A 19,206-nucleotide genomic window follows, 5' to 3' on the forward strand; every position below is an offset into this window, starting at 1 on the left:
TTTGTGTTCAAGACGTCGGGTGTTGCGATCATAGCGCCGCCAGCAGTGGTTCGCGAATGACCGCGCTCGCTTAGGCACATGAATGTGAGAGACAGACCACGTTCAGCAGCGTGATCTGTCGCCTGTCGCCGTCAAGCCGTTGCCTCACTTGCCCGAACGGCCCCCACTCGATCCTTGGCGCCGGCCCGAAGTTTATGCCGAAACTTCAACGCTGGCCGCTCGACGCAGTAATACGAAACACCACTGAGCAAGAACGACAGCACCAACACCGTTGCAACCTTGGACCAATCGAATGAGGTGATCGGCCAGAGGCCGTGCAGGAAGTAAATCACCAGGAAGTGATTGAGGAATACGCCGTAGCTGATGTTCCCGAGAAACTCGTCAATCCGGTGAAATTTGAGTGTTGTCAGCCCGTACACGGCAGGGATGCCCAGGGCAATGCCGGCGGCCACTTCGGCGTTGGACGGCCGACGTTCGATCCAGCCCATCATGATCGCTGCAAAGATCAATGCCGCTGCCGCAGCGGTACCTGCGGCGATTATTAATCCCTTGGCCTGCGGTTTGTAGAGGTAACTGCCGCACAGGAATATAAACAGCACGCCGGGCAACAAGCGGTAGCCGTAGTAGTCGGTGTTGACGAAACCCAGGCACGCGGGGATGAAGACCGCAACGGACAAGGCGAAAGCCACGCCCCGTGCTCGGTAGATGAGCAGGAACGGGATCACCAGATAAAAGCACATCTCAAGCCCGAGCGACCAGGCCGGAGGCAAAATCCACGATCCGCTCGCGCCGAACATATAGAAACCCAACGGCACGATCGCCAGGCTGGCTGCGATGTTTCTGAAGGTCAATTCGGCCCATTGCGGCGTGCCAGGCAGGAGGAAATAGATCACCGCACAAGAGAGGATGAAGTAGAACAGGAATTGCGGGTAAAGGCGCAGGGCGCGGTCCAGGTAGAACCGGCCAACTTTCTCGGGCGCCTGGTAGTTGCGCTCGATCAGTGAGGTCATCACAAAACCACTGATGAGCAGGAAAGAAATCACCGCCACCACGCCCGGGTTGAACCCCATGAACATCTTGCCCATATGCGAAACAGCGACCAGCACGGCCAACAACAGACGATAGGCTCCCACGTGTATCCCCAAACGACCTTGTAGTTATGGCGGGTAAATTACGATGGTTTATGGGTGGATAACAGGTTTTTCTCTGCGTTCGGGCGGCACACGGCTTGGCCAGCCAGCGCTTCGGATACCCCCAGCCCGGTCGCCATCGGCGTCAACAGGCTGGCCGGAAGGTACCCAGCGGGCAGCAAGCCAAACACGGCCTGGCCTTTTTTGGGGGGGGCCGTTGGCGTGGTCGAACTGGGTCGCCAGCGCGGTCCCCGACCAAGCGGAAAGCGCCGGGCGGGTGGTGGTAACGTCTCTACAGTCGGCCATCGCCACAGGCGCAGCTCCTGGTGGGGCAATGTTTAGCTCTCCAAGCGGAGCCGATCCGCCATAGCGGCTATCTACTCCGCCAGCTACCGGCGCCCCAAAGATGACAGAGCTGAGGCTCAGGTTGAGCCTGAACAAGCCGGTTACGCCCCCGGCTGGACCGCCGGCGTAACCCCGACACCCCCGGCTGCTAGGGCGTGGGAGCCCTTGTCACTGGGCTTATGAGATATCGATCTGGTACCTGAACCCCTCGGCCGCCGCGCGGGAAATTCGGTATTCGAGCGGGGAGCGGTCATAGCCGAGGGCGGTGCGCTCGATGGTGACGACCGGGGCGCCTTCTTTGATTGAAAGGGTTTTGGCGGTGGCCCGGTCGGCTTGCTCTACGGTGAGGGTCTCTGTCGCCGAGCCGATACATTGTCCGCACTGGGTTTCATAAAACGGGTAGAGCAGTTCGCCGAAGCTTTCGGATTCAATTTCCAGCAATACGCCGAACCGTGTGGCGGGGAGCCAGATATCCTCGTGAAACAGTGTGCGGCTTTCAACCATCCGCAGCCGTTCCAGGTGCACGACGTCTTCGTCGCCCTGCAATTTCAGGGCTGTTGCCACAGGTTGAGAGGGTTTTTGCCGGCTCTTTGCCAGGATGCGGCTGGTCGGTATTTCGCGCCCGCCAGCGGCATTCACTTGCCTGAAGAATCGCGCCAGTGAGGCATCGAAGTTGGGACGGCGCACATAGGTGCCCCGGCCCTGGCTGCGCAGGAGCAGGCCTTCATTGACCAGTGTGTCCACGGCCTTTCGTACCGTGCCGATGGCTACACCATAGTGTTTGGTGAGCTCGGCCTCCGTGGGGATGGGCGCGCCTGGCATCCATTCGCCGGTGGCGATCTTGGCGAGCATTTCTTCTCGCAGGCGCTGATAGAGCGGCAAGCGCTCGTCGTATCCGAGGGTAGGGGCGTTCATTTTTTCTTTGATTCCTTTTCGGCATGCGCAGCCACTTTATCACCTGCGTGAGGTTTGACAGATATCCATCCCTGAATATATGGTGATCTAGTCATATATATGAATTTCAGCTTCTGTACACGTGCTGACGATTGCAGGATTGGGCCAAATAACCTGATTTCTCATGGCGGCAGGTGATTCTCCATAACAACAAACGAACGGGGTTATCTGTTTATGACCAGCCTTCACCCGCCTGCCTTCACCGGTGTGGACACGCACGCCCACGTCTTCCGCCAGGATCTGCCGATGGTTGCCAACCGTCGCTACAGCCCGCGTTACAACGCTTTGGTGGAGCAATACGTGGATCACCTGGATCGCCACGGTTTTTCACACGGCGTGTTGATTCAGCCGAGCTTTCTGGGCACCGACAATCACTTCATGCTCGACGCGTTGCGCCGTTATCCGCAGCGCTTGCGTGGGGTGGCGGTGGTGGATGTCGACGTCAGCGAAACCCTGCTCGACGAATTGGCCGAAGCGGGTGTGGTTGGTATCCGTTTGAATCTCATTGGCAAGGCGCTGGCGGATTACAGCGGCCCAGCCTGGACCACTCTGTTCCAGCGGTTGGCGCTGCGGGGATGGCAAGTTGAAGTTCAGCGCGGCATCGATGACCTGGCGCCGATCGTATCGGCCATCAGGGCCTGCGGTGTGACCGTGGTCATCGATCATTTCGGCCTGCCGACGGGGGGCATCGATGCCGGGAACCCCAACCATCAGGCGTTTCTTGAGTTGCTGAAGGATGACGGGGTGTGGCTCAAGCTTTCCGCCCCGTACCGCAGTCGATCCGATCTTGCCCAGGCATCGCATGGGCTGGCGCTGTTGCGCGACGCGAGTGGCGGTCTCCAGCGACTCGTCTGGGGCAGCGATTGGCCCAACACTCAGTATGAACAGCAGACGGACTATTCCCGGCAAGTGGCTTTCCTCGAAGGCTTGCTGCCGGACGCGGCCGAGCGGGCGCATGTGCTGAAGGACAACCCAGCGAAGCTGTTTGGCTTCGAAATACGCTGCTAAACGATCAATAACAACAATAGGACTTTCATCATGATGAGCCTGCTCGTCGTCGCGGCAATCGTTGTCGCCGTTGCCCTGGGTTACAAGACCAAGATCAACATAGGTCTGTTCGCCATCGCTTTTGCTTACCTGATCGGCTGTTACGGCATGGGGTTGAGCCCGTCCGACGTCATCAGCCTGTGGCCGTTGAAGATTTTCTTCATCATCTTCTCGGTTTGTCTGTTCTATAGTTTTGCCACCGTCAATGGCACGCTTGAAAAATTGGCGGAGCATCTGATTTATCGATGCCGGTCGATGCCTCAATTGTTGCCGTTCGCGGTCTTCTTCACGGCAACCACCATCTCGGCGATGGGGGCGGGCTACTACACAGTGCTGGCGTTCATGGCGCCCATCACGCTGCTGCTGTGCGAGCGCACCGGGATGAGCCTGATCACGGGCGGCATGGCGGTCAACTATGGCGCCTTGAGCGGAGCCAACTTCGTCTCCAGCCAGAGTGGAATCATTTTTCGTGGCTTGATGGCCAATGCTGGCATCCCGGAAAACGAGGCCTTCATCAACGCCGCAGCGATTTTCGCCAGTACCCTGGTGATACCGCTGGCGGTGATTTCGGTATTAGTGTTTCTCACCGGCCATGGCAAGGCGATGAAAGCGTCCGCTTATGCGGTCGCCGTGCCGACGCCGCTGAACCGCGAGCAGACAATCACCCTGTGGCTGACGTTAGCGATGATGCTGATCGTACTGGCGGCACCCGTCGCGCAAATTGTCTTCCCGGAAAATTCCACGGTGAGCTTCATCAATTCGAAGATGGACATCGGTTTGATCGCCAGCCTGTTCTCGGTGATCGCGCTCTTGCTGAAACTGGGCGACGAACGCAAGGCAATGGCGTCTGTGCCTTGGGGCACGTTGATCATGATCTGTGGTGTGGGCATGCTGATCTCGGTCGCGATCAAGGCCGGGACCATCGGCTTGCTGGCATCGTGGATGGGCAATAGCATTGCGCCGATCATGGTGCCGATTGTCTTCGGTGTGGTGGCGGCGTTCATGTCGCTGTTCTCCAGCACGCTGGGGGTGGTGACGCCGGCGCTGTTCCCGTTGGTGCCACCGCTTGCCACGGCACTGGGGCTAGATCCGATGATCCTGTTTGTGGCCATTGTCGTCGGCGCTCAAGCCACCTCCATCTCGCCGTTCTCCTCTGGTGGTAGCTTGATATTAGGCTCATGTGTCACGGAGCAGAGTCGCAGCTCACTGTTCCAGCAGCTCCTGTTTCGCGCAGCGCCACTTGGCTTTGTCGCGGCACTGGTGTTCAACGCTGTCCTCACGTTCCTCTAAGCACGGCTCTTCACGGCCCGGCGCCTTCGCCGAGCCGTTGCATTTGGCACGTCGATCAATCAATAGGGAAAAATGACCATCATTGATGTGCCGGGAAGTGTGCAAGCCATCCGATATCGGTCAAATCGAATGGGGTTGCTTGCCGTCGCCCAGCACGTTAAGGCTTTTATCGCGCTATCTGAACCGGACGCTGAAGCCCATGCTCGTTAATTTACGAGCGCTCTATCCAGAGTTGATCCACCTGATGCCGGGAACCAGCCTACAGATCTCCGCCTAGCGATTGCAGCTTTTATAGCTACGCTTGCCAGCAAGAGACTGGTGCACGTGCGCCAACTCCTTAATTGTCTGGCAAGGGAGCCAACAACCATGGATAGCACTCAGGGCGTTTATCCATCAGCGACCGTTCTGGTGGTCGACGATACCCCCGACAACCTGATGTTGATCGCCGAGTTGCTGAAGGACAAATATCGGGTCAAGGCCGCCAACAGCGGCGAAAAGGCCCTACGCCTTCTGCAGGCCGACCCGCTTCCCGATCTGATCCTGCTGGACATCATGATGCCGGGCTTGTCCGGTTATGACATTGCCGAGCAGCTCAAGCTTGACGTTCGCATTCGCCATATACCGATCATTTTCCTCACCTCCATGACCGCCACGGAGGACGAGATTCGCGGCTTGAGCCTCGGGGCTGCGGATTACATCACCAAGCCGATCATCCCCCCGGTGCTCATGGCCGGGGTCGAGACCCAAATCAAGCTCAAGTCCGTTGCCGATTTCCTGCGCAATCAGAATGAGTTTCTGGAGCGGGAAGTGCAGCGCCGCACCCAGGAGGTGATCGCCATCCAGGATGTCACCATCCACGCCATGGCTTCGCTGGCCGAAACCCGTGACAACGAAACCGGCAACCACATTCGCCGTACCCAGCACTACATCAAACGCTTGGCTGAACTGTTGCGCAACCACCCGCGCTTTCGGCACTTCCTCGACGAGGACAGCATCAAGCTGCTCTTCAAATCGGCACCGCTGCACGATATCGGCAAGATTGGCATTCCCGATCGCATCCTGCTCAAACCGGGACGGCTCACCGCTGAAGAATTCGAGATCATGAAGACCCACACCACATTGGGGCGTGACGCCATCCAGCACGCGGAGGATCAATTAGGCATAAACGTCGATTTCCTTCATTTGGCCAAGGAAATCGCCTACGGCCATCAGGAAAAGTGGGATGGCAGTGGCTATCCGCAAGGCGTGGCCGCCGACGATATCCCGATCAGCGCCAGGTTAATGGCCGTGGCAGATGTCTACGATGCGCTGATCAGTCGCCGCGTGTACAAACCCGGCATGCCTCACGAGCAGGCGGTGAAAATCATCGGCGAAGGCCGGGGCTCGCATTTTGATCCGGACATCTGTGACGCGTTTCTCGCCAATGCCGAGCAGTTCCGCGCAATTGCCGAGCGATTTGCCGACAGCGACCAGGACATGGCCAGGCAGTTAGCACTGCTTGAGCAGATTGCCGAACGTCCCTGAACCCCGCGCATTACTCTGCACATCCAGCTGAAAGAGGCCGTTTATGAACAGACTGTTCGAGATGCTCGAGCGCCTGTCTCTGCGCAGTAAATTGATCATCGGCTTCGCTGCGCTGCTGATATTGATCCTGATATTGGGCGTGCAAAGCCTGCGCACGCAGTATTCGCTAAGAACTGAAATGCAGCAGTTGTACCAACAGGATCTGGTAGGTATTCAGCATGTGCAGGAGGTTCGGGTGCAGTTGCCGCATCTGTTGCTCGCCATGCAACGTGCAATCGCGACCAACAACGCAGACATCCGTATCAGCGCCAGAGCCCAGCTGGATGTCGCCCAGGCGCGACTCCACGAAGCGCTGGAGCAGGTTCGTCCAACGCTGCGCAGGCAGAGCAGCATCAGCAGCCTGCTGGAATTCGAAATGGTATTAAAGCGTCTGCAAAAAGACGGCGATGAGGCACTGGAGCTGGCCGGCAAGGGTTCCTTGGGTCAGGCCTTGATGTTGCTCAACAGTAAGGATTTTCTTGCGCTGGAACAGGGCGGCGACGGGCTGCTCAACAAGATCGAGAAAAACAAGGAAGCCGACATCCACGATACAGCGAAGAACCTGGCGGAGTACGCAGAGCGAAGTACTGCGATTACGTCCATCTTGCTGCTGGGTGGGTCGACGCTGGCCTTGCTGTTGACCTGGCTGGTCAGCTATTCCATTCGCGTGCCGTTGAATCGCGTCCGCGTGGCGGTGGACGAATTGGCGTCCGGCAAGCTGGACGGTCACATCCCGCACACCGATCTTCGCAACGAAACCGGCGACCTGGCGCGTGCCATCGCCACGCTGCAGCTGGAAGCTTGTCAGCTTGAGCGCCAGCGCTGGATCAAAAACCACACCTCGCTCCTGCAAGTGGATCTGCAACAGGCGGAGACGCCGCAGCAGTTGGCCCAGGCTTTTTTCAGCCACATCGCGCCGCAGTTGGGCATGTGCCAGGGAGCGCTTTACGTTCTCTATGAAGGCGCGGCACGCCTGCGCCTGGTTGGCGGTTATGCGGTGGACAGTGTTCACCCGCTCCCCGCTGAACTTGATCTCGGTGAAGGGTTGCTTGGCCAGTGCGCACTGGATCGCCAGCCCCGCCAGCTTCAGGATCTACCGGAGCCGTTTTGGCATGTGCGCACGCCGTTGGGCGCAGCCCCCGCCAGCGTCCTGTTGGTTCAGCCCGTGATGCGTGGCGAACGCCTGCTCGGGGTGATGGAAATGGCCGGTTTTCGCCAACTGGAAGAGAATGAAGCGCTGCTGCTGCAAGAAGTCCTGCCCCGGCTGGCCGGCGCCATGGCCATTATGGAACGCAGTGAGGCAGCTCAGGCGCTGCTCTTGGAAACTCGCCGTCAGGCAGACGAAATGGGCGCGCAGGCTTTGCAACTGGAGCACCAGGCCAGCGAGCTGGAGGCCCAGCAGGCCGCATTGCGCGCCACCGAAGCCTGGTACCGCGGCATCATCGAGGCAGCACCGGACGGCATGCTGGTGCTGGGCGCCGACGGTCGCATCCTGATGACCAACCCGCAAATGGATACCCTGTTTGGCTACGCCCCCGGCGAGCTGATTGGCGCCAGCATCGAGCGTCTGGTACCGCAGGCTGCCCGCGAGCGCCATGTCAGGTTACGCGACGGCTTCATTGCCAGCGGCGGAACCCGGCAGATGGGCGGCGATCTTGACGATCTGAGCGGCGTACGCAAAAACGGCAGTTTGTTTTCCGTGGAAATCGGCCTTTCCCATCTACCGCGTCTGGAGGGGCGTGGCGTCTGTGTGTGCGCCTCGGTGCGCGATGTCAGTGAGCGCAGGGCGATGGAAGCCAGGCTGCGCACGGCCAGCGATCGTCTGAATCTGGCGCAGGAGTCCGGTGACATCGGGCTGTTCGACGTCGACCTGGTCAGCGGCACAAACTATTGGACACCCCAACTCGAAACCCTGTTTGGTCTGGAGCCAGGCGGCTTCGGCGGTACGCTGGCGCACTGGAAGGCACTGGTGCATCCCGACGATCTGGCGCGGGTCAGCAGCACGTTCGAGAGTGCCGTCCAGAGTGGCGATGATCGCGCCGAGTTCGACTTCCGGATTGTGCGTAAAAACGATGGGCAGGTGCGCACGTTCCGGTCGCTGAATCGCTTTTCACGCACGCCTGACGGCAAGCCATTGCGCGCAACCGGCATCAACATCGATGTCACCGCACTGGCAGAGGCAAGGGCTGCGGCCGAGGAGGCCACGCAGGCCAAGAGCGAGTTTCTCGCCAACATGAGCCATGAGATCCGAACACCGATGAACGCCATCATCGGCATGAGCCACCTGGCGCTGCGTACCGAACTGGATAAGCGCCAGCGCAACTACATTGAAAAAGTCCACCGATCAGCGGAGAACCTGCTGGGAATCATCAACGACATTCTTGATTTCTCAAAGATCGAAGCCGGCCGAATGAGTCTCGAACAGATCCCGTTCCGTCTGGAAGATGTACTCGACAGCTTCGCTGCCATGATCGGCTTGAAGACCGAGGACAAGGGGCTGGAGTTGTTGTTTCAGATCCCGCCCGACCTGCCCACGGCACTGCTGGGCGATCCCTTGCGTCTGGGGCAGGTGCTGATCAACCTCGGCAACAACGCGGCCAAGTTCACCGAGCACGGTGACATCGTGGTCGGCGTTGAAGAAGTTGCTTCTCACAACGAACACGTGCAACTGCATTTCTGGGTGCGCGATACGGGCATCGGCATGACCGTCGAGCAGTGTTCACGCCTGTTCCAGTCGTTCAGTCAGGCTGACAGTTCGATCACTCGCAAGTACGGGGGCACCGGGCTGGGATTGTCCATCTCGAAGAAGCTGGTGGAGCTGATGGCCGGTCGAATCTGGGTTGAAAGCCAACCGGGAGTCGGCTCCACGTTTCACTTCCAGGTACAACTCGGCGTACAGCAAAATGTTCCGCCGCGTCGCATGTTCAAGGCTGGCGAGCTGTTGGGCATGCGCGTGCTTGTCGTGGATGACAACGCCAGTGCCCGTGAAATCCTTTCGGGCATGGCGCGCAGCTTTGGTCTGGAAGTGGATGTCGCGCAGAGCGGTAGTCTGGCGCTGCGCATGTTGGCCGACGCCGAGCACAAGGTGCTGCCTTACGATCTGGTCTTGATGGACTGGCGGATGCCCGGCATGGATGGCATGGAGGCTGTGAGCAGAATGCATTCCGCCAGCCTGATGCGCACGCCATCGGTGATCATGGTGACCGCTTTTGGCCGCGAAGAAGCCCGCGAAGAAGCCGAGCGCCAGGGCATCCAGTTGCCGGTGGTACTGACCAAACCTGTCACGCCGTCCTCGTTACTTGAAGCCATCGGTGTCGTGATGGGCAGAGACACCCACAGCGATACTCGGGCTGGCGAACGCTCCCTGCACAATGCCAACACCGTCGCCAGCCTCAATGGCGCGCGACTGCTTCTGGTCGAAGACAACGATCTGAATCAGGAACTGGCCAGCGAGCTACTGGAGAGCGTCGGAATACGCTTGCGACTCGCCACGCACGGCCAAGAGGCCCTGGATATTCTCGGCGAGGATGACGACTTCGATGGCGTGCTGATGGATTGCCAGATGCCGGTGATGGATGGCTACACGGCCACCCGGAAAATTCGTCAGCAACCGCGCTTCCGCACTCTGCCAGTAATCGCCATGACCGCCAACGCCATGGACGGTGACCGCGAGCGCGCCCTCGAATGCGGTATGAACGACCATATCTCCAAGCCACTCAATGTCGAAACCATGTTCGCCACAATGGCAAAATGGATCAAGCCACGAGCCGCTCAAGCTTCGCTGAACGCAGGTTTGGTCGATGGATTGCCAGATCGTCTTGAGGGCATTGACCTGGCGGCGGGACTCGCCACCTGCATGGGGCGGCGGGATCTCTACTTACGTCTGCTCTGCAAGTTTCGTGATACTCAGAAAGATTTTTTCGAGCAATTCCAGGCCGCACGAATCGACCCGGATTCTGCTGCTGCCGCACGACTGGCGCACAGCTTGCGCGGCACCGCCGGCAACATCGGCGCCAAGGCCGTGGCGCAGGCCAGCACGTTGTTAGAACAGGCCTGTCAGGACAACGAACCGGCTGAAGTCGTACAAGCGCTAGCGATTCAGGTCGAGCATTACTTGCTCCCGACCCTCGCGAGTCTGGCGAACCTTGAGGCGGACACACTGGCCTCCACGGAGGGTGACCTGCTGGACGACTCGGGAATCAGCGAGCAACTGAACAGGCTTATTGTTCTTCTGGACGAAGGAGATACGGCGGCTTTGGACGTGCTGGCGGCCCTGCGCAACAGGCCACTCGATCGAGCGCTGGCGGAACGTCTGGCACTTGCCGCGGCGCAGGTGGAGCTGTTCGACTTTGATCGCGCCTTGAAGCTCCTTCAGTAAAATTGAGTTGGGTAAACACGTAGCCGTTTAGTTTTAATTGCAGCTGACGGCTTTTGGCCGAGAGCCGACGCCAAATGCAATCCTGATCCCTTTGTGACAGCAGCCAGAACGCCGCCACAAAGGGATTACTCATCAATCCACCGGCACAACATTATCCAGCGCTTGATTTACCGCCAATTCGCCCAGCATTACCACTTGCGCAATGCCCAGCGCAGTTTTGCGGTGGCCTGGGTCGAGGAGGGCGGCGAAGTTGCAGAGCATTTCGGTGGCTGAACTGAGAGATTCGCTGGCGTTAACGAGCAGGGACTCGCTGTCGTAATCGGAGTTGGCCTGAAACATGGGAGCGTGTTTCTGGTCGCTGCCCATGATGCGTTGTGTTGGCGTGAGGTAGTAATCGAGGGCGCGTTCGGCGGCGTCGTTGAGTGTTCGCGAGTCTGGAAATTTGTAGGGTGAGACTGGATCGGTTTCTGGGGGATTCGGCGTTGGTTTGAACATAGATGAAGCTCCATATGGGACTTAAGGAGCCATCACCTTCGCTACCAAACGAAAGGTGGTGGCCATACGAAGGTTGGTAGACCGGCCCATATGGAAAATCCGGCGCGCCCGAGGGCGCCCTGCGCATGGCCACCATAAGACAAATGCTGAAAAGCATCTGCGCACGGTGACGTTATGCGTCATATGGAAACGGGCTACCAAACCCCATCACTGTTTTTCAGTGACCCAGGAACGATAAAACCCGCGCCGCAGACGCACAAGCCGGCGGATTCTGGCGTAGTCGTAGGCAATGGCGCAAGACGTTGTAGCCTTAAGCAGGTAACGCGACGTGTCTTTTAAACAACCATGAAAGACGCCTAAACACGGCTCATCAACACGCTGTTCAAAATGACATTCGTCGGTCCACTCTCCAGCTCAGGCAGTGGCGGGGAACCCTCACGACAGGGCACGCACCAACACTAGGTTACAACCCCAAAAGACGAGGAAGGATACCCATGTCAGTTCACCCGATTTTGTTCCTGGGTGGTTCCGGCGCCATTGGCCACCGTTCTGCCGAAGCGTTGCGTGCTGCTTATCCCGGCGTCCCGTTGCTGATCGGCGGCCGAGACCTGGCCAAGGCTGAGCAAGCCGCCGAGGAAATGGGCGGGGCGCAGGGCGTGGTCATTGACCCTGCTGCCGATGACCTTGGGCTGGGTGATCGCCCGGTCAGCGCCGTAGCGGTTTTCTATATGGATCATTCCCTTGCCGGGTTGCGTTTCGCGCAGAGGCGACGGGTGCCGCACCTGAGCATTTCTTCCGGCATTTTCGAGATAGCGCCGCAAATTGCCAATTTCATCCATCGACCTGATGCGTCGCCCATTGTGTTGGGTTACGAATGGATGGTGGGCGCGACGACCGTGGCGACGCTGCATCTTGCCAAGGCGTTTGCCCGGGTGCGCGACATCCGCATCGATGCGTTGGTCGACGAGCAGGATGGCGGCGGGCCGGCGGTGGCCAAGGATTTCGAACACCTGAACAAGATGCTGCCCGCCGCCCTGACTCGGCGCGAGGGCGATTACCTCTGGCGCGAAGGGGTGGACAAGAACGTCAGCTTCCGAGTACTGGACGGCACGGCGATGCAAGCCAGCGGCTTCTCGTCCATCGATGTCACCGGGCTGGCGGCGGCCACCGATGCGCCAAATGTTCAGTTCAATCTCGCCAGCGGAGTGAGTTCATCGCGGCGCTCGGGTCGGCCGATGTCGACCGAGATTCTCATCGAACTGCTGGGTGAGGATCATCAAGGGCGCCCGTTGCACACCCGGCATGCTCTCGTTCACCCGGCAGGCGCTGCAGCGTTGACGGGTCTGAGCGTCGCCATGCTGCTGGAGCGATTGCTTGGGCTGGATGGTCAGCCGCCGACTCCGGCAGGTCTTTACTTTCCTTATCAGTTGCTTGACGCCGGTGCATATCTGCAGCGTCTGAGTGAAGAGGGTGGTGAGTTGCTTCAACTGAATGTGCAGTAAGGCAGGCCTCTTTCGGAATGCTGATTTTGCTCAATGAGCCGCTGACGAGCCTTTAAGTGCTCGCCAGCGATGATTTGCTCACGGTGACTGCCAAACCCCACCGTCAGCCACCGGCACCTCACCCAGATGATCTTACCGATCTGTTTGAACATGACTAAGCCTCCGTCCAGTCCACCGTCGCCGTTTCGCGCCATTTCACCTCGGTGATACCGAACCGCTCGGCTTGGGGTTTGGAGATGACTTTCAACGGAGGCTTGCCGGGTTTTGGAATCGGCGCAATGCCGGCGTCGCAACTTGCCCAGTGCCATGCGTCAGCGTTGCGCATGGTTTTTGCGCGGATGACGAATGACTTTGGCTGGCCGTGAAGTTTGTATTCGATGACGAAGATGTCGACGTTACTCATGCGCTCCTCCTTACGCTCATACGCAAATGAGTTTTGCCGACGAAAAAAATTCAAAGGATTTTCGGGAGTTCGTTTCAGGCCGCTGGTAGGTGTTTTGCTTTGAACGGTTGGAACCGACGGCAGCCTAACGATCAAGTACTTACCAGGCAGGCAAAGGACGAAAAATCCCCACGATTTCAACTCCGGAGGTTAGCGGTGAACAAGACCATCAGCGCCAGGGATTTGAACATTCAGCTTAAGCACAACGATGACGGTGGCTTGTTCAAATGGCTGCTCGCGAGCTTCTTGATGGGCAAGCGGATACAGGCTGAAATCGCCGCCGAAGCGTATCGGGTGATTGCCGATAAACACGGGCGCGATACGCCGCGCAAACTGGCTGCGTGCAGCCATCGTGAACTGGTCGCGATGCTAGGGGAGGCGCATTACGTGCGTTACGACGAGACCACTGCCGTGCGGCTGCACGCCTTGGCACGCAAGCTTAACGACGAGTACGCGGGCAAGGTCAGCCATATGATCGAGGCAAGCCCTGATCGCCAGGCATTCGAGAAGCGACTGGCGGAGTTCGATGGCATCGGCCCGAAGACCGTGGAAATCTTCATGCGCGAAGCCAGCGCTGTAATCAGCCTTTGATCGCGGGCCGTAAAAAAACGGTCACCGCCCGCGTCGTGCAAAGCCTATTTGCCTCGACGGCCAGAACGATTGATCGCCAACAAGCACAGCCCTACCAGCAATGCCGCGCCTGTAACCAATAGCGCAGAAGGTTGCATCGGCTGGCGGCCGGCTGTTGTATGCCGCTGCGATATCGTCAGAGGTCGGGTTTCAACGGTCACTTCGTCAAACGTCCGCAATGGTGAAACGGCTTCTGCCTGAAACGGCATTTCCTCGATGCTCAGACGCAACCCATCCCCCAGTTCCAGTGTCCGCGCGGTAATCGTGCCAACGATTCTGCCCGGATAAACCGGCTCGCCATTGGGATCGAGTTGGTCATACAGGAAATTCTGTCCTTCAAGCCAGCCGACGGCCGTCTGCAACTCGGGGCCCAGGTAATACTTGCCATCGAGGAAAAATCCAGGAAATTGCGGCGCGCGCTCGACGCTTTCAATGCAGTAACGCTCACCCGGTTTCATACCGGTTTCAGGGGCAATCATGGTCAATCCCTCCACTGTAGGTTCAGTGGTAGAGAACAAGGATCGACCGTCGTTCCATGTAAAGGAGGAAAGGTAGCGGTTGTCCCGGAACGGATCTGTAACAGGCGAAAACAACTTCGCCCGACCAAGGCCGGGCGAAGCGGTGTGGCGCTAGCTCAATCAGTAATCCCAGATCGCCGGAATCCAGCGGAACGCCTCGCCATTGACGGCAACGCGGCCGACCGACGGGAAGGGCAGATGTGTGGCGACAAACAGTTCGCCACTGGCCGCTGCTTCCTGCAGCAGGCGCACGCGCACGCGCACCGCTTCATCAGGATCGTGCTCGAAGCCGTTGTGCCAGTCCGGATGGTCGAAGGCAACCGGGAACAGGGCGTCGCCGGCAAAGGTCAGGCGTTCGTCGCCGGAGTTCACGTAAACCACGCAGTGGCCCGGGGTGTGGCCGCCAGTGAGTTTTGCGACCACGCCGGGGGCGACTTCGAACGCGTCCTCGAAGATGTGCAGTTTGCTTTGGTATTGCTGGATGAAGGCGTTGGCGGTGGACCGCAGCACGTCCGGCACAGGCGCGGGCATGTCGGTGCTGGTGAAGTCCGGCGAGGTCCAGAAGTCGACTTCGGTGGCGGTGACGTGGATGCGCACGTCGTCGTGCAGACGATTTTTCACCGTCTCGACGAGTAAGCCGCCGATGTGGTCCATGTGCATGTGCGTGATGACAATATCGGTGACGTCCGCGAGGTCGATCCCGGCCGCCGCGAGGCGTTTGGGAAACTGCCCGGCGCGAGGGAAACCGGGAAATTGTCCGCCGAGGCCGGCGTCGACGAGGATCACCTGCTCGCCGCTACGCACCACCAGGACATTGAGTGCCCAGTCGAACGCGTCGGGACCCAGATACATCTCTTTGAACCACGCAGCGCGCTCGGCGGGATCGGCGTTGGTCGACATGGTTTGGGTCGGCAGCGGCAGGACGCCGTCGCTGATTACCATCACGTCGATGTTGCCGAGGCGCAGCGCGTAACGCGATGGCACCAGCTCTTCGGTCGGGGTTTGCAGGGTGGCGTTGTGGGCGGTGAAGGAATCCAGATGTATGGTCATGGTGTTCTCCTTTTTATCAGGCAAGACATCGGTTCTTGGACAATGGGGGCGAGATCAGGCCACCGGAATCATCGGGTCGGCAGCGGCGAGGGCGGTGCGACGGTCAGCGGCCGGCGGGTAGATCCACACACTGTTGATTTGCGTCTTCAGTTCCTTGGCTTCGGCTTTCACCAGCTTCAGTTGGCGATCCCAGCCTTCGGTGTACACCGCGCCCCAAGCACCCAAATCGAGGCAGGTCACGTACTTCGGCTGACGGTAGGTGGTCGGCGTCACGCCAAGCAGATCAGCAATGGCGTTGTTGCCGGCATGACGACCAAGGCTGATCGCGTGCTGGCAGGACATCACCGAGGTATTGCCGACGTCGTCGGTGGCAGCACGGGCGACATCGCCGGCGGCGAACACGTGCTCAAGACCTTGCACTTTGAGATTGCCGTCGACGTGCAGACGCCCTTGGCCATCGCGTTCGGCATTGAGCTGTTCGGTCAGTGGACTGGCGCGGAAACCCACGGTCCAGATCACGGTATTGCTCTCGATGTGGCGACCGTCGGCGAGGGTGACGCCGTTGGCATCCACGGCGGCGACCGTGGCGTCGATGATCCACTCGATGCCCAGTTCTTTTGACGCTTCGATGATGGACGGACGGATGCCGTCGCCCATGGTCGCGGCGATGTCTTTGCTGCGATCAACGATGATCACTCGAATGTCTTGCAGCTCGCCGAGAATGGCGCGCAGACGGTTCGGCATTTCGGTCGCGGTTTCGATACCGGTGAAGCCACCACCGGCGATGACCACTGTGTTGCGCGCGGCGCTGGCCGGTTGGCTGGCCAGCGCGTGCAGGTGGCGCTCCAGGCGTGCCGCCGACTCGATCTGGTCGACGTCGAACGCATTCTCTTTCAGGCCCGGCACTGGCGGACGCGCCAGTTGACTGCCGCTGGCCAGCACTAGGCGATCGTAAGTCAGCTCACCCGGGCGACCGGCCTCATCGCGATAACCGACACGGCGTGCCTGGCTGTCAATGCTCTCGGCGGTGCCTTTGACGAAACGCACACCCACGGCAGCGAGCAGCGCATCCAGCGGCGCGTACATGCTGTGGACATCGGGTTCGTAGAAGCGCGGACGGATGCGCAGTTCGGCTTGCGGGGCGAGCAGTGTGATCTCCACATCGTGGCGGTCATGCATATCCAGCAAACGCGCGGCGCTCAACGTGCTCCACAGCCCGCCGAACCCCGCACCGATCACCAATAATTGCTGTTTCATAATGTGCTCCCTGATGCTGATGGATGGATAACCCGAGTTTTTTCCGACACTGGCGTGATGATCACTGGCCGCCGCAAACTGCTTGCCGTACTGCATGGCGCTTAATCGTCCGCTGTCGAAATCAATGCTATGGCGTGGGCGCTGCGGGCGCAGTTGTCCATCGGTGTGTGCGGATTACGCATGGGTCGAAGGGCGGTATACGAAGGTATCGAACACGCTACAGAGGACGGTTCAGGGCAAAGTCGATGTGGTTGAGAAGGGTGTCGGGCGGGAAGGGTTTGGGCAGACAAGCGATGACACCGGGCGCGCGGGTGTGGAGTTCTTCGGGATGGGCGGTGACGAAAATCACCGGAATGCGCCAGCCTTGTGCGCGTAATGCTTCGTGCAGTTGCGGGCCGCTCATGCCAGGCATCTGGATATCGGAGATCAGGCAGTGTGTCTGCGCCGGGCTTTTTGACTCAAGGAATGCCTGCGCGCCCGGATAGGTGAACACCTGATAACCGAAGGCGCGAAGCAAACCTGCGAGTGCATCGCGAATGGCCTCGTCGTCGTCAACCACCGCAATGACAACCTTATGCTGCATAGGGCTCCCTGGCCGGACGGGCACATATCGCGACTCCTGTCGTTCTTGCACCATACGCCCTCAGCACCGGCGCAAAACTATACCTAGGTATAGTCCGTGGAGACTTTTTGAGCGTCAGCGGTTTTCGGCATCAACCTTCGCGGCTGAAGCGGCTGCGGTAGTCGCGCGGTGAAATCGACAGGTGACGCTGGAAGCAGGCGCGCAGCCGCTCTTCATCACCGAAGCCGCAAAGACGCGCAACCTTGTCGATGGTGTGCGCCGAGTTCTCCAGCATGCGCCTGGCCGCTTCGAGGCGGAACAGTTCGATGGCTTTGGACGGCGTGCGCCCGGTGCTCTGCTTGTAGACGCGGGTGAAATTGCGCAGGCTCATTTTCGCCTGTTCGGCGAGTCGCTCTACAGTCAACTTCGGATCGTCGAGGTGATCGATCAGCCACAAGTGCAACGGGTCGAACTGCGGGCTGTCCTGCACCTGCGCTTGCAGCAATGTGCTGTATTGCGCCTGACCACCGGGGCGCTTGAGGTACACCACTAGCTCGCGGGCAACCTGCAACGCCACCTCGCGGCCGTAATCGGCCTCGACCAGCGCTAAGGCCAGATCGATACCGGCCGTGACCCCCGCCGAGGTCCAGACCTTGCCCTGCTGGATGAAGATCGCATCGGCATCCACGTCGATCGCCGGGAAGCGCTCGCGCAGGTTGTCGCACATGGCCCAGTGCGTGGCGGTGCGGCAGCCGTCGAGCAAACCGGACTGGGCCAGCAGGAAAGCGCCGCTGCACACCGACACCACTCGCCTCGCGACAGGGGCATTACGCCGCAACCACGCGGTAAGTTCGGCGTGCTCGTCGAGGGTCTGGCAGATATCGGGTGCGCCGGGTACGACGAGGGTGTGCAGCGCGGCAATGTCCAATTCGCGCAGCGCTCGGGTGTCCACGGCCAAACCTTCAACGGTATTGACCAAACCACCCTCAAGGCTGGCGGTGTGCAACTGATAACCGGGTTGGCATCTTTCGGCCAAGGCTTTGCTCGCGGCCCAGAACACCGTTTGCGCGCCACTGAGGTCGAGCAGGCTCATTCGCGGGTAGGCAATAAACACCACGTCGCGCGGTTCGGGCGTAGCGGTGAAGGGAATGCTGGACATTGAAATCCTGCCTGTTCAAACGGCTGAAGAAGGAGGGGAAAGGGCATGGCCGATTTTCAGGGGTTTCTGGCCTGTCGGCAATGCGCGTCGACTGCTAGCCTGCTGCGCGACCGTTTGGCTGGCCTCTGGCTGCGTTCGCCATCATGGACTAGATTTATTCACCTGCACATCGCACACGTTGCGATCTCGCCGAGGACTCACGATGACCCTGTGGTCGCATTCCAGCCCCAGCGCAGCCCCGTCCGTGCTGAGGGAACCGGTGGTTTATGTGGTCGACGACGACACCTCCATGCGTCAGGCCCTCGACGGTTTGCTGCGTTCGATCGGCCTGCAGGTGCAGACCTTCGAAACGTCCCGTGACTTCCTCGCTTCGGCCAAACGCGACGTGCCCGGTTGTCTGGTGCTCGATGTGCGTTTGCGCGGCGAAAGTGGCCTGACCTTTCAGGAGCAGATGGAAAAAAACGGCCTGCGCATTCCCGTCGTATTCATGACCGGTCACGGCGATATCGCCATGAGCGTGAAGGCGATGAAGGCCGGCGCGGTGGATTTCCTGGCCAAGCCTTTTCGTGATCAGGACATGCTCGATGCGGTGGCCAGTGCTTTGGCCCGCGACAGTGCGCGACTGCTCGCCGAACAATCCGGCGCGGCGTTGCGTCAAGCCTACGAAACATTGACGGCACGTGAGCGCGAAGTGCTCGGTTTCGTCATTGGCGGGCTGATGAACAAGCAGATCGCCGCGCAACTCAACCTCAGCGAAGTGACGGTGAAAGTCCATCGCGGGCAGGTCATGAGGAAACTCGCTGCACGTTCGGTCGCCGATCTGGTGCGTATTGCCGAATCGCTGGGCATCGAGCCGGCGCGGCGGACAAGCTGAACCGAGCTTC

The 19,206-nt window shown here is 59.5% G+C and carries 17 protein-coding genes and 1 pseudogene; 8 read left to right on the forward strand and 10 right to left on the reverse strand.

Annotated elements, in window-relative coordinates; genetic code table 11:
• Positions 1-131 precede the first annotated feature (131 nt).
• A complete protein-coding gene (locus tag AB4O11_RS21350) occupies positions 132-1,133 on the reverse strand; it encodes an acyltransferase family protein (protein ID WP_460128393.1) in 1,002 nt (333 codons plus the stop codon).
• Between the two features lie 193 nt (positions 1,134-1,326).
• On the opposite strand from AB4O11_RS21350, the pseudogene AB4O11_RS21355 reads away from it, so the two are divergent.
• Positions 1,327-1,473, forward strand: a pseudogene (locus AB4O11_RS21355) (MFS transporter); the annotation flags it as partial.
• 179 nt (positions 1,474-1,652) lie between these two features.
• Here the strand turns inward: AB4O11_RS21355 and AB4O11_RS21360 are convergent.
• On the reverse strand, positions 1,653-2,390 hold the full coding sequence (locus tag AB4O11_RS21360; protein ID WP_093433356.1) for a GntR family transcriptional regulator: 738 nt from the start codon (positions 2,388-2,390) through the stop codon (positions 1,653-1,655).
• Between the two features lie 213 nt (positions 2,391-2,603).
• On the opposite strand from AB4O11_RS21360, the gene AB4O11_RS21365 reads away from it, so the two are divergent.
• The 4 genes from AB4O11_RS21365 to AB4O11_RS21380 all read left to right on the forward strand — a co-directional run bounded on the left by AB4O11_RS21365 (position 2,604) and on the right by AB4O11_RS21380 (position 10,707).
• A complete protein-coding gene (locus AB4O11_RS21365; RefSeq protein ID WP_093433353.1) occupies positions 2,604-3,437 on the forward strand; it encodes an amidohydrolase family protein in 834 nt (277 codons plus the stop codon).
• Between the two features lie 30 nt (positions 3,438-3,467).
• On the forward strand, positions 3,468-4,766 hold the full coding sequence (locus AB4O11_RS21370) for an SLC13 family permease (protein ID WP_460128395.1): 1,299 nt from the start codon (positions 3,468-3,470) through the stop codon (positions 4,764-4,766).
• Positions 4,767-5,132: 366 nt separating this feature from the next.
• Positions 5,133-6,290 carry an HD-GYP domain-containing protein gene (locus AB4O11_RS21375; protein ID WP_460128399.1) on the forward strand — a complete coding sequence of 386 codons (1,158 nt, stop codon included), beginning with the start codon at positions 5,133-5,135 and terminating at the stop codon, positions 6,288-6,290.
• 43 nt (positions 6,291-6,333) lie between these two features.
• Positions 6,334-10,707, forward strand: coding sequence for a response regulator (locus AB4O11_RS21380; protein ID WP_460128401.1), 4,374 nt, complete (start codon positions 6,334-6,336; stop codon positions 10,705-10,707).
• 132 nt (positions 10,708-10,839) lie between these two features.
• On the opposite strand, the gene AB4O11_RS21385 is transcribed toward AB4O11_RS21380, so the two are convergent.
• A complete protein-coding gene (locus tag AB4O11_RS21385) occupies positions 10,840-11,202 on the reverse strand; it encodes a DUF6124 family protein (protein WP_460128403.1) in 363 nt (120 codons plus the stop codon).
• A gap of 494 nt (positions 11,203-11,696) precedes the next feature.
• On the opposite strand from AB4O11_RS21385, the gene AB4O11_RS21390 reads away from it, so the two are divergent.
• A complete protein-coding gene (locus tag AB4O11_RS21390; protein ID WP_460128405.1) occupies positions 11,697-12,704 on the forward strand; it encodes an NAD(P)-dependent oxidoreductase in 1,008 nt (335 codons plus the stop codon).
• Here AB4O11_RS21390 and AB4O11_RS21395 read toward each other — a convergent pair.
• Positions 12,686-12,856, reverse strand: a complete 171-nt coding sequence (locus tag AB4O11_RS21395; RefSeq protein ID WP_175559598.1) for a hypothetical protein — start codon at positions 12,854-12,856, stop codon at positions 12,686-12,688. The two genes, AB4O11_RS21390 and AB4O11_RS21395, sit on opposite strands and share 19 nt — an antisense overlap.
• A gap of 2 nt (positions 12,857-12,858) precedes the next feature.
• Complete coding sequence (locus tag AB4O11_RS21400) at positions 12,859-13,107, reverse strand: DUF6555 family protein (RefSeq protein WP_077572547.1); 249 nt, start codon at positions 13,105-13,107, stop codon at positions 12,859-12,861.
• 195 nt (positions 13,108-13,302) lie between these two features.
• Between AB4O11_RS21400 and AB4O11_RS21405 the strand changes: the two genes are divergently transcribed.
• Entirely contained in the window at positions 13,303-13,737 is a 435-nt protein-coding gene (locus AB4O11_RS21405) for an HhH-GDP family DNA glycosylase (protein WP_099758936.1), read from the forward strand.
• 44 nt (positions 13,738-13,781) lie between these two features.
• Here AB4O11_RS21405 and AB4O11_RS21410 read toward each other — a convergent pair whose 3' ends face one another.
• The 5 genes from AB4O11_RS21410 to AB4O11_RS21430 all read right to left on the reverse strand — a co-directional run bounded on the left by AB4O11_RS21410 (position 13,782) and on the right by AB4O11_RS21430 (position 18,322).
• Positions 13,782-14,255, reverse strand: coding sequence for a short chain dehydrogenase (locus tag AB4O11_RS21410; protein ID WP_460128407.1), 474 nt, complete (start codon positions 14,253-14,255; stop codon positions 13,782-13,784).
• Positions 14,256-14,414: 159 nt separating this feature from the next.
• Positions 14,415-15,344 (reverse strand): MBL fold metallo-hydrolase, encoded by a 930-nt coding sequence (locus tag AB4O11_RS21415; protein WP_460128409.1) that lies wholly within the window; start codon positions 15,342-15,344, stop codon positions 14,415-14,417.
• Positions 15,345-15,398: 54 nt separating this feature from the next.
• A complete protein-coding gene (locus tag AB4O11_RS21420) occupies positions 15,399-16,601 on the reverse strand; it encodes an NAD(P)/FAD-dependent oxidoreductase (protein WP_460090719.1) in 1,203 nt (400 codons plus the stop codon).
• A gap of 217 nt (positions 16,602-16,818) precedes the next feature.
• Positions 16,819-17,184, reverse strand: coding sequence for a response regulator transcription factor (locus AB4O11_RS21425; protein ID WP_460128412.1), 366 nt, complete (start codon positions 17,182-17,184; stop codon positions 16,819-16,821).
• Between the two features lie 130 nt (positions 17,185-17,314).
• On the reverse strand, positions 17,315-18,322 hold the full coding sequence (locus AB4O11_RS21430; protein ID WP_186624206.1) for a GlxA family transcriptional regulator: 1,008 nt from the start codon (positions 18,320-18,322) through the stop codon (positions 17,315-17,317).
• Positions 18,323-18,524: 202 nt separating this feature from the next.
• On the opposite strand from AB4O11_RS21430, the gene AB4O11_RS21435 reads away from it, so the two are divergent.
• The gene (locus AB4O11_RS21435; RefSeq protein WP_258709754.1) at positions 18,525-19,196 is read left to right on the forward strand and encodes a response regulator transcription factor; all 672 of its coding nucleotides are present in this window, start codon (positions 18,525-18,527) and stop codon (positions 19,194-19,196) included.
• Positions 19,197-19,206 lie beyond the last annotated feature (10 nt).

The organism is Pseudomonas sp. H1_D05, assembly GCF_054682705.1.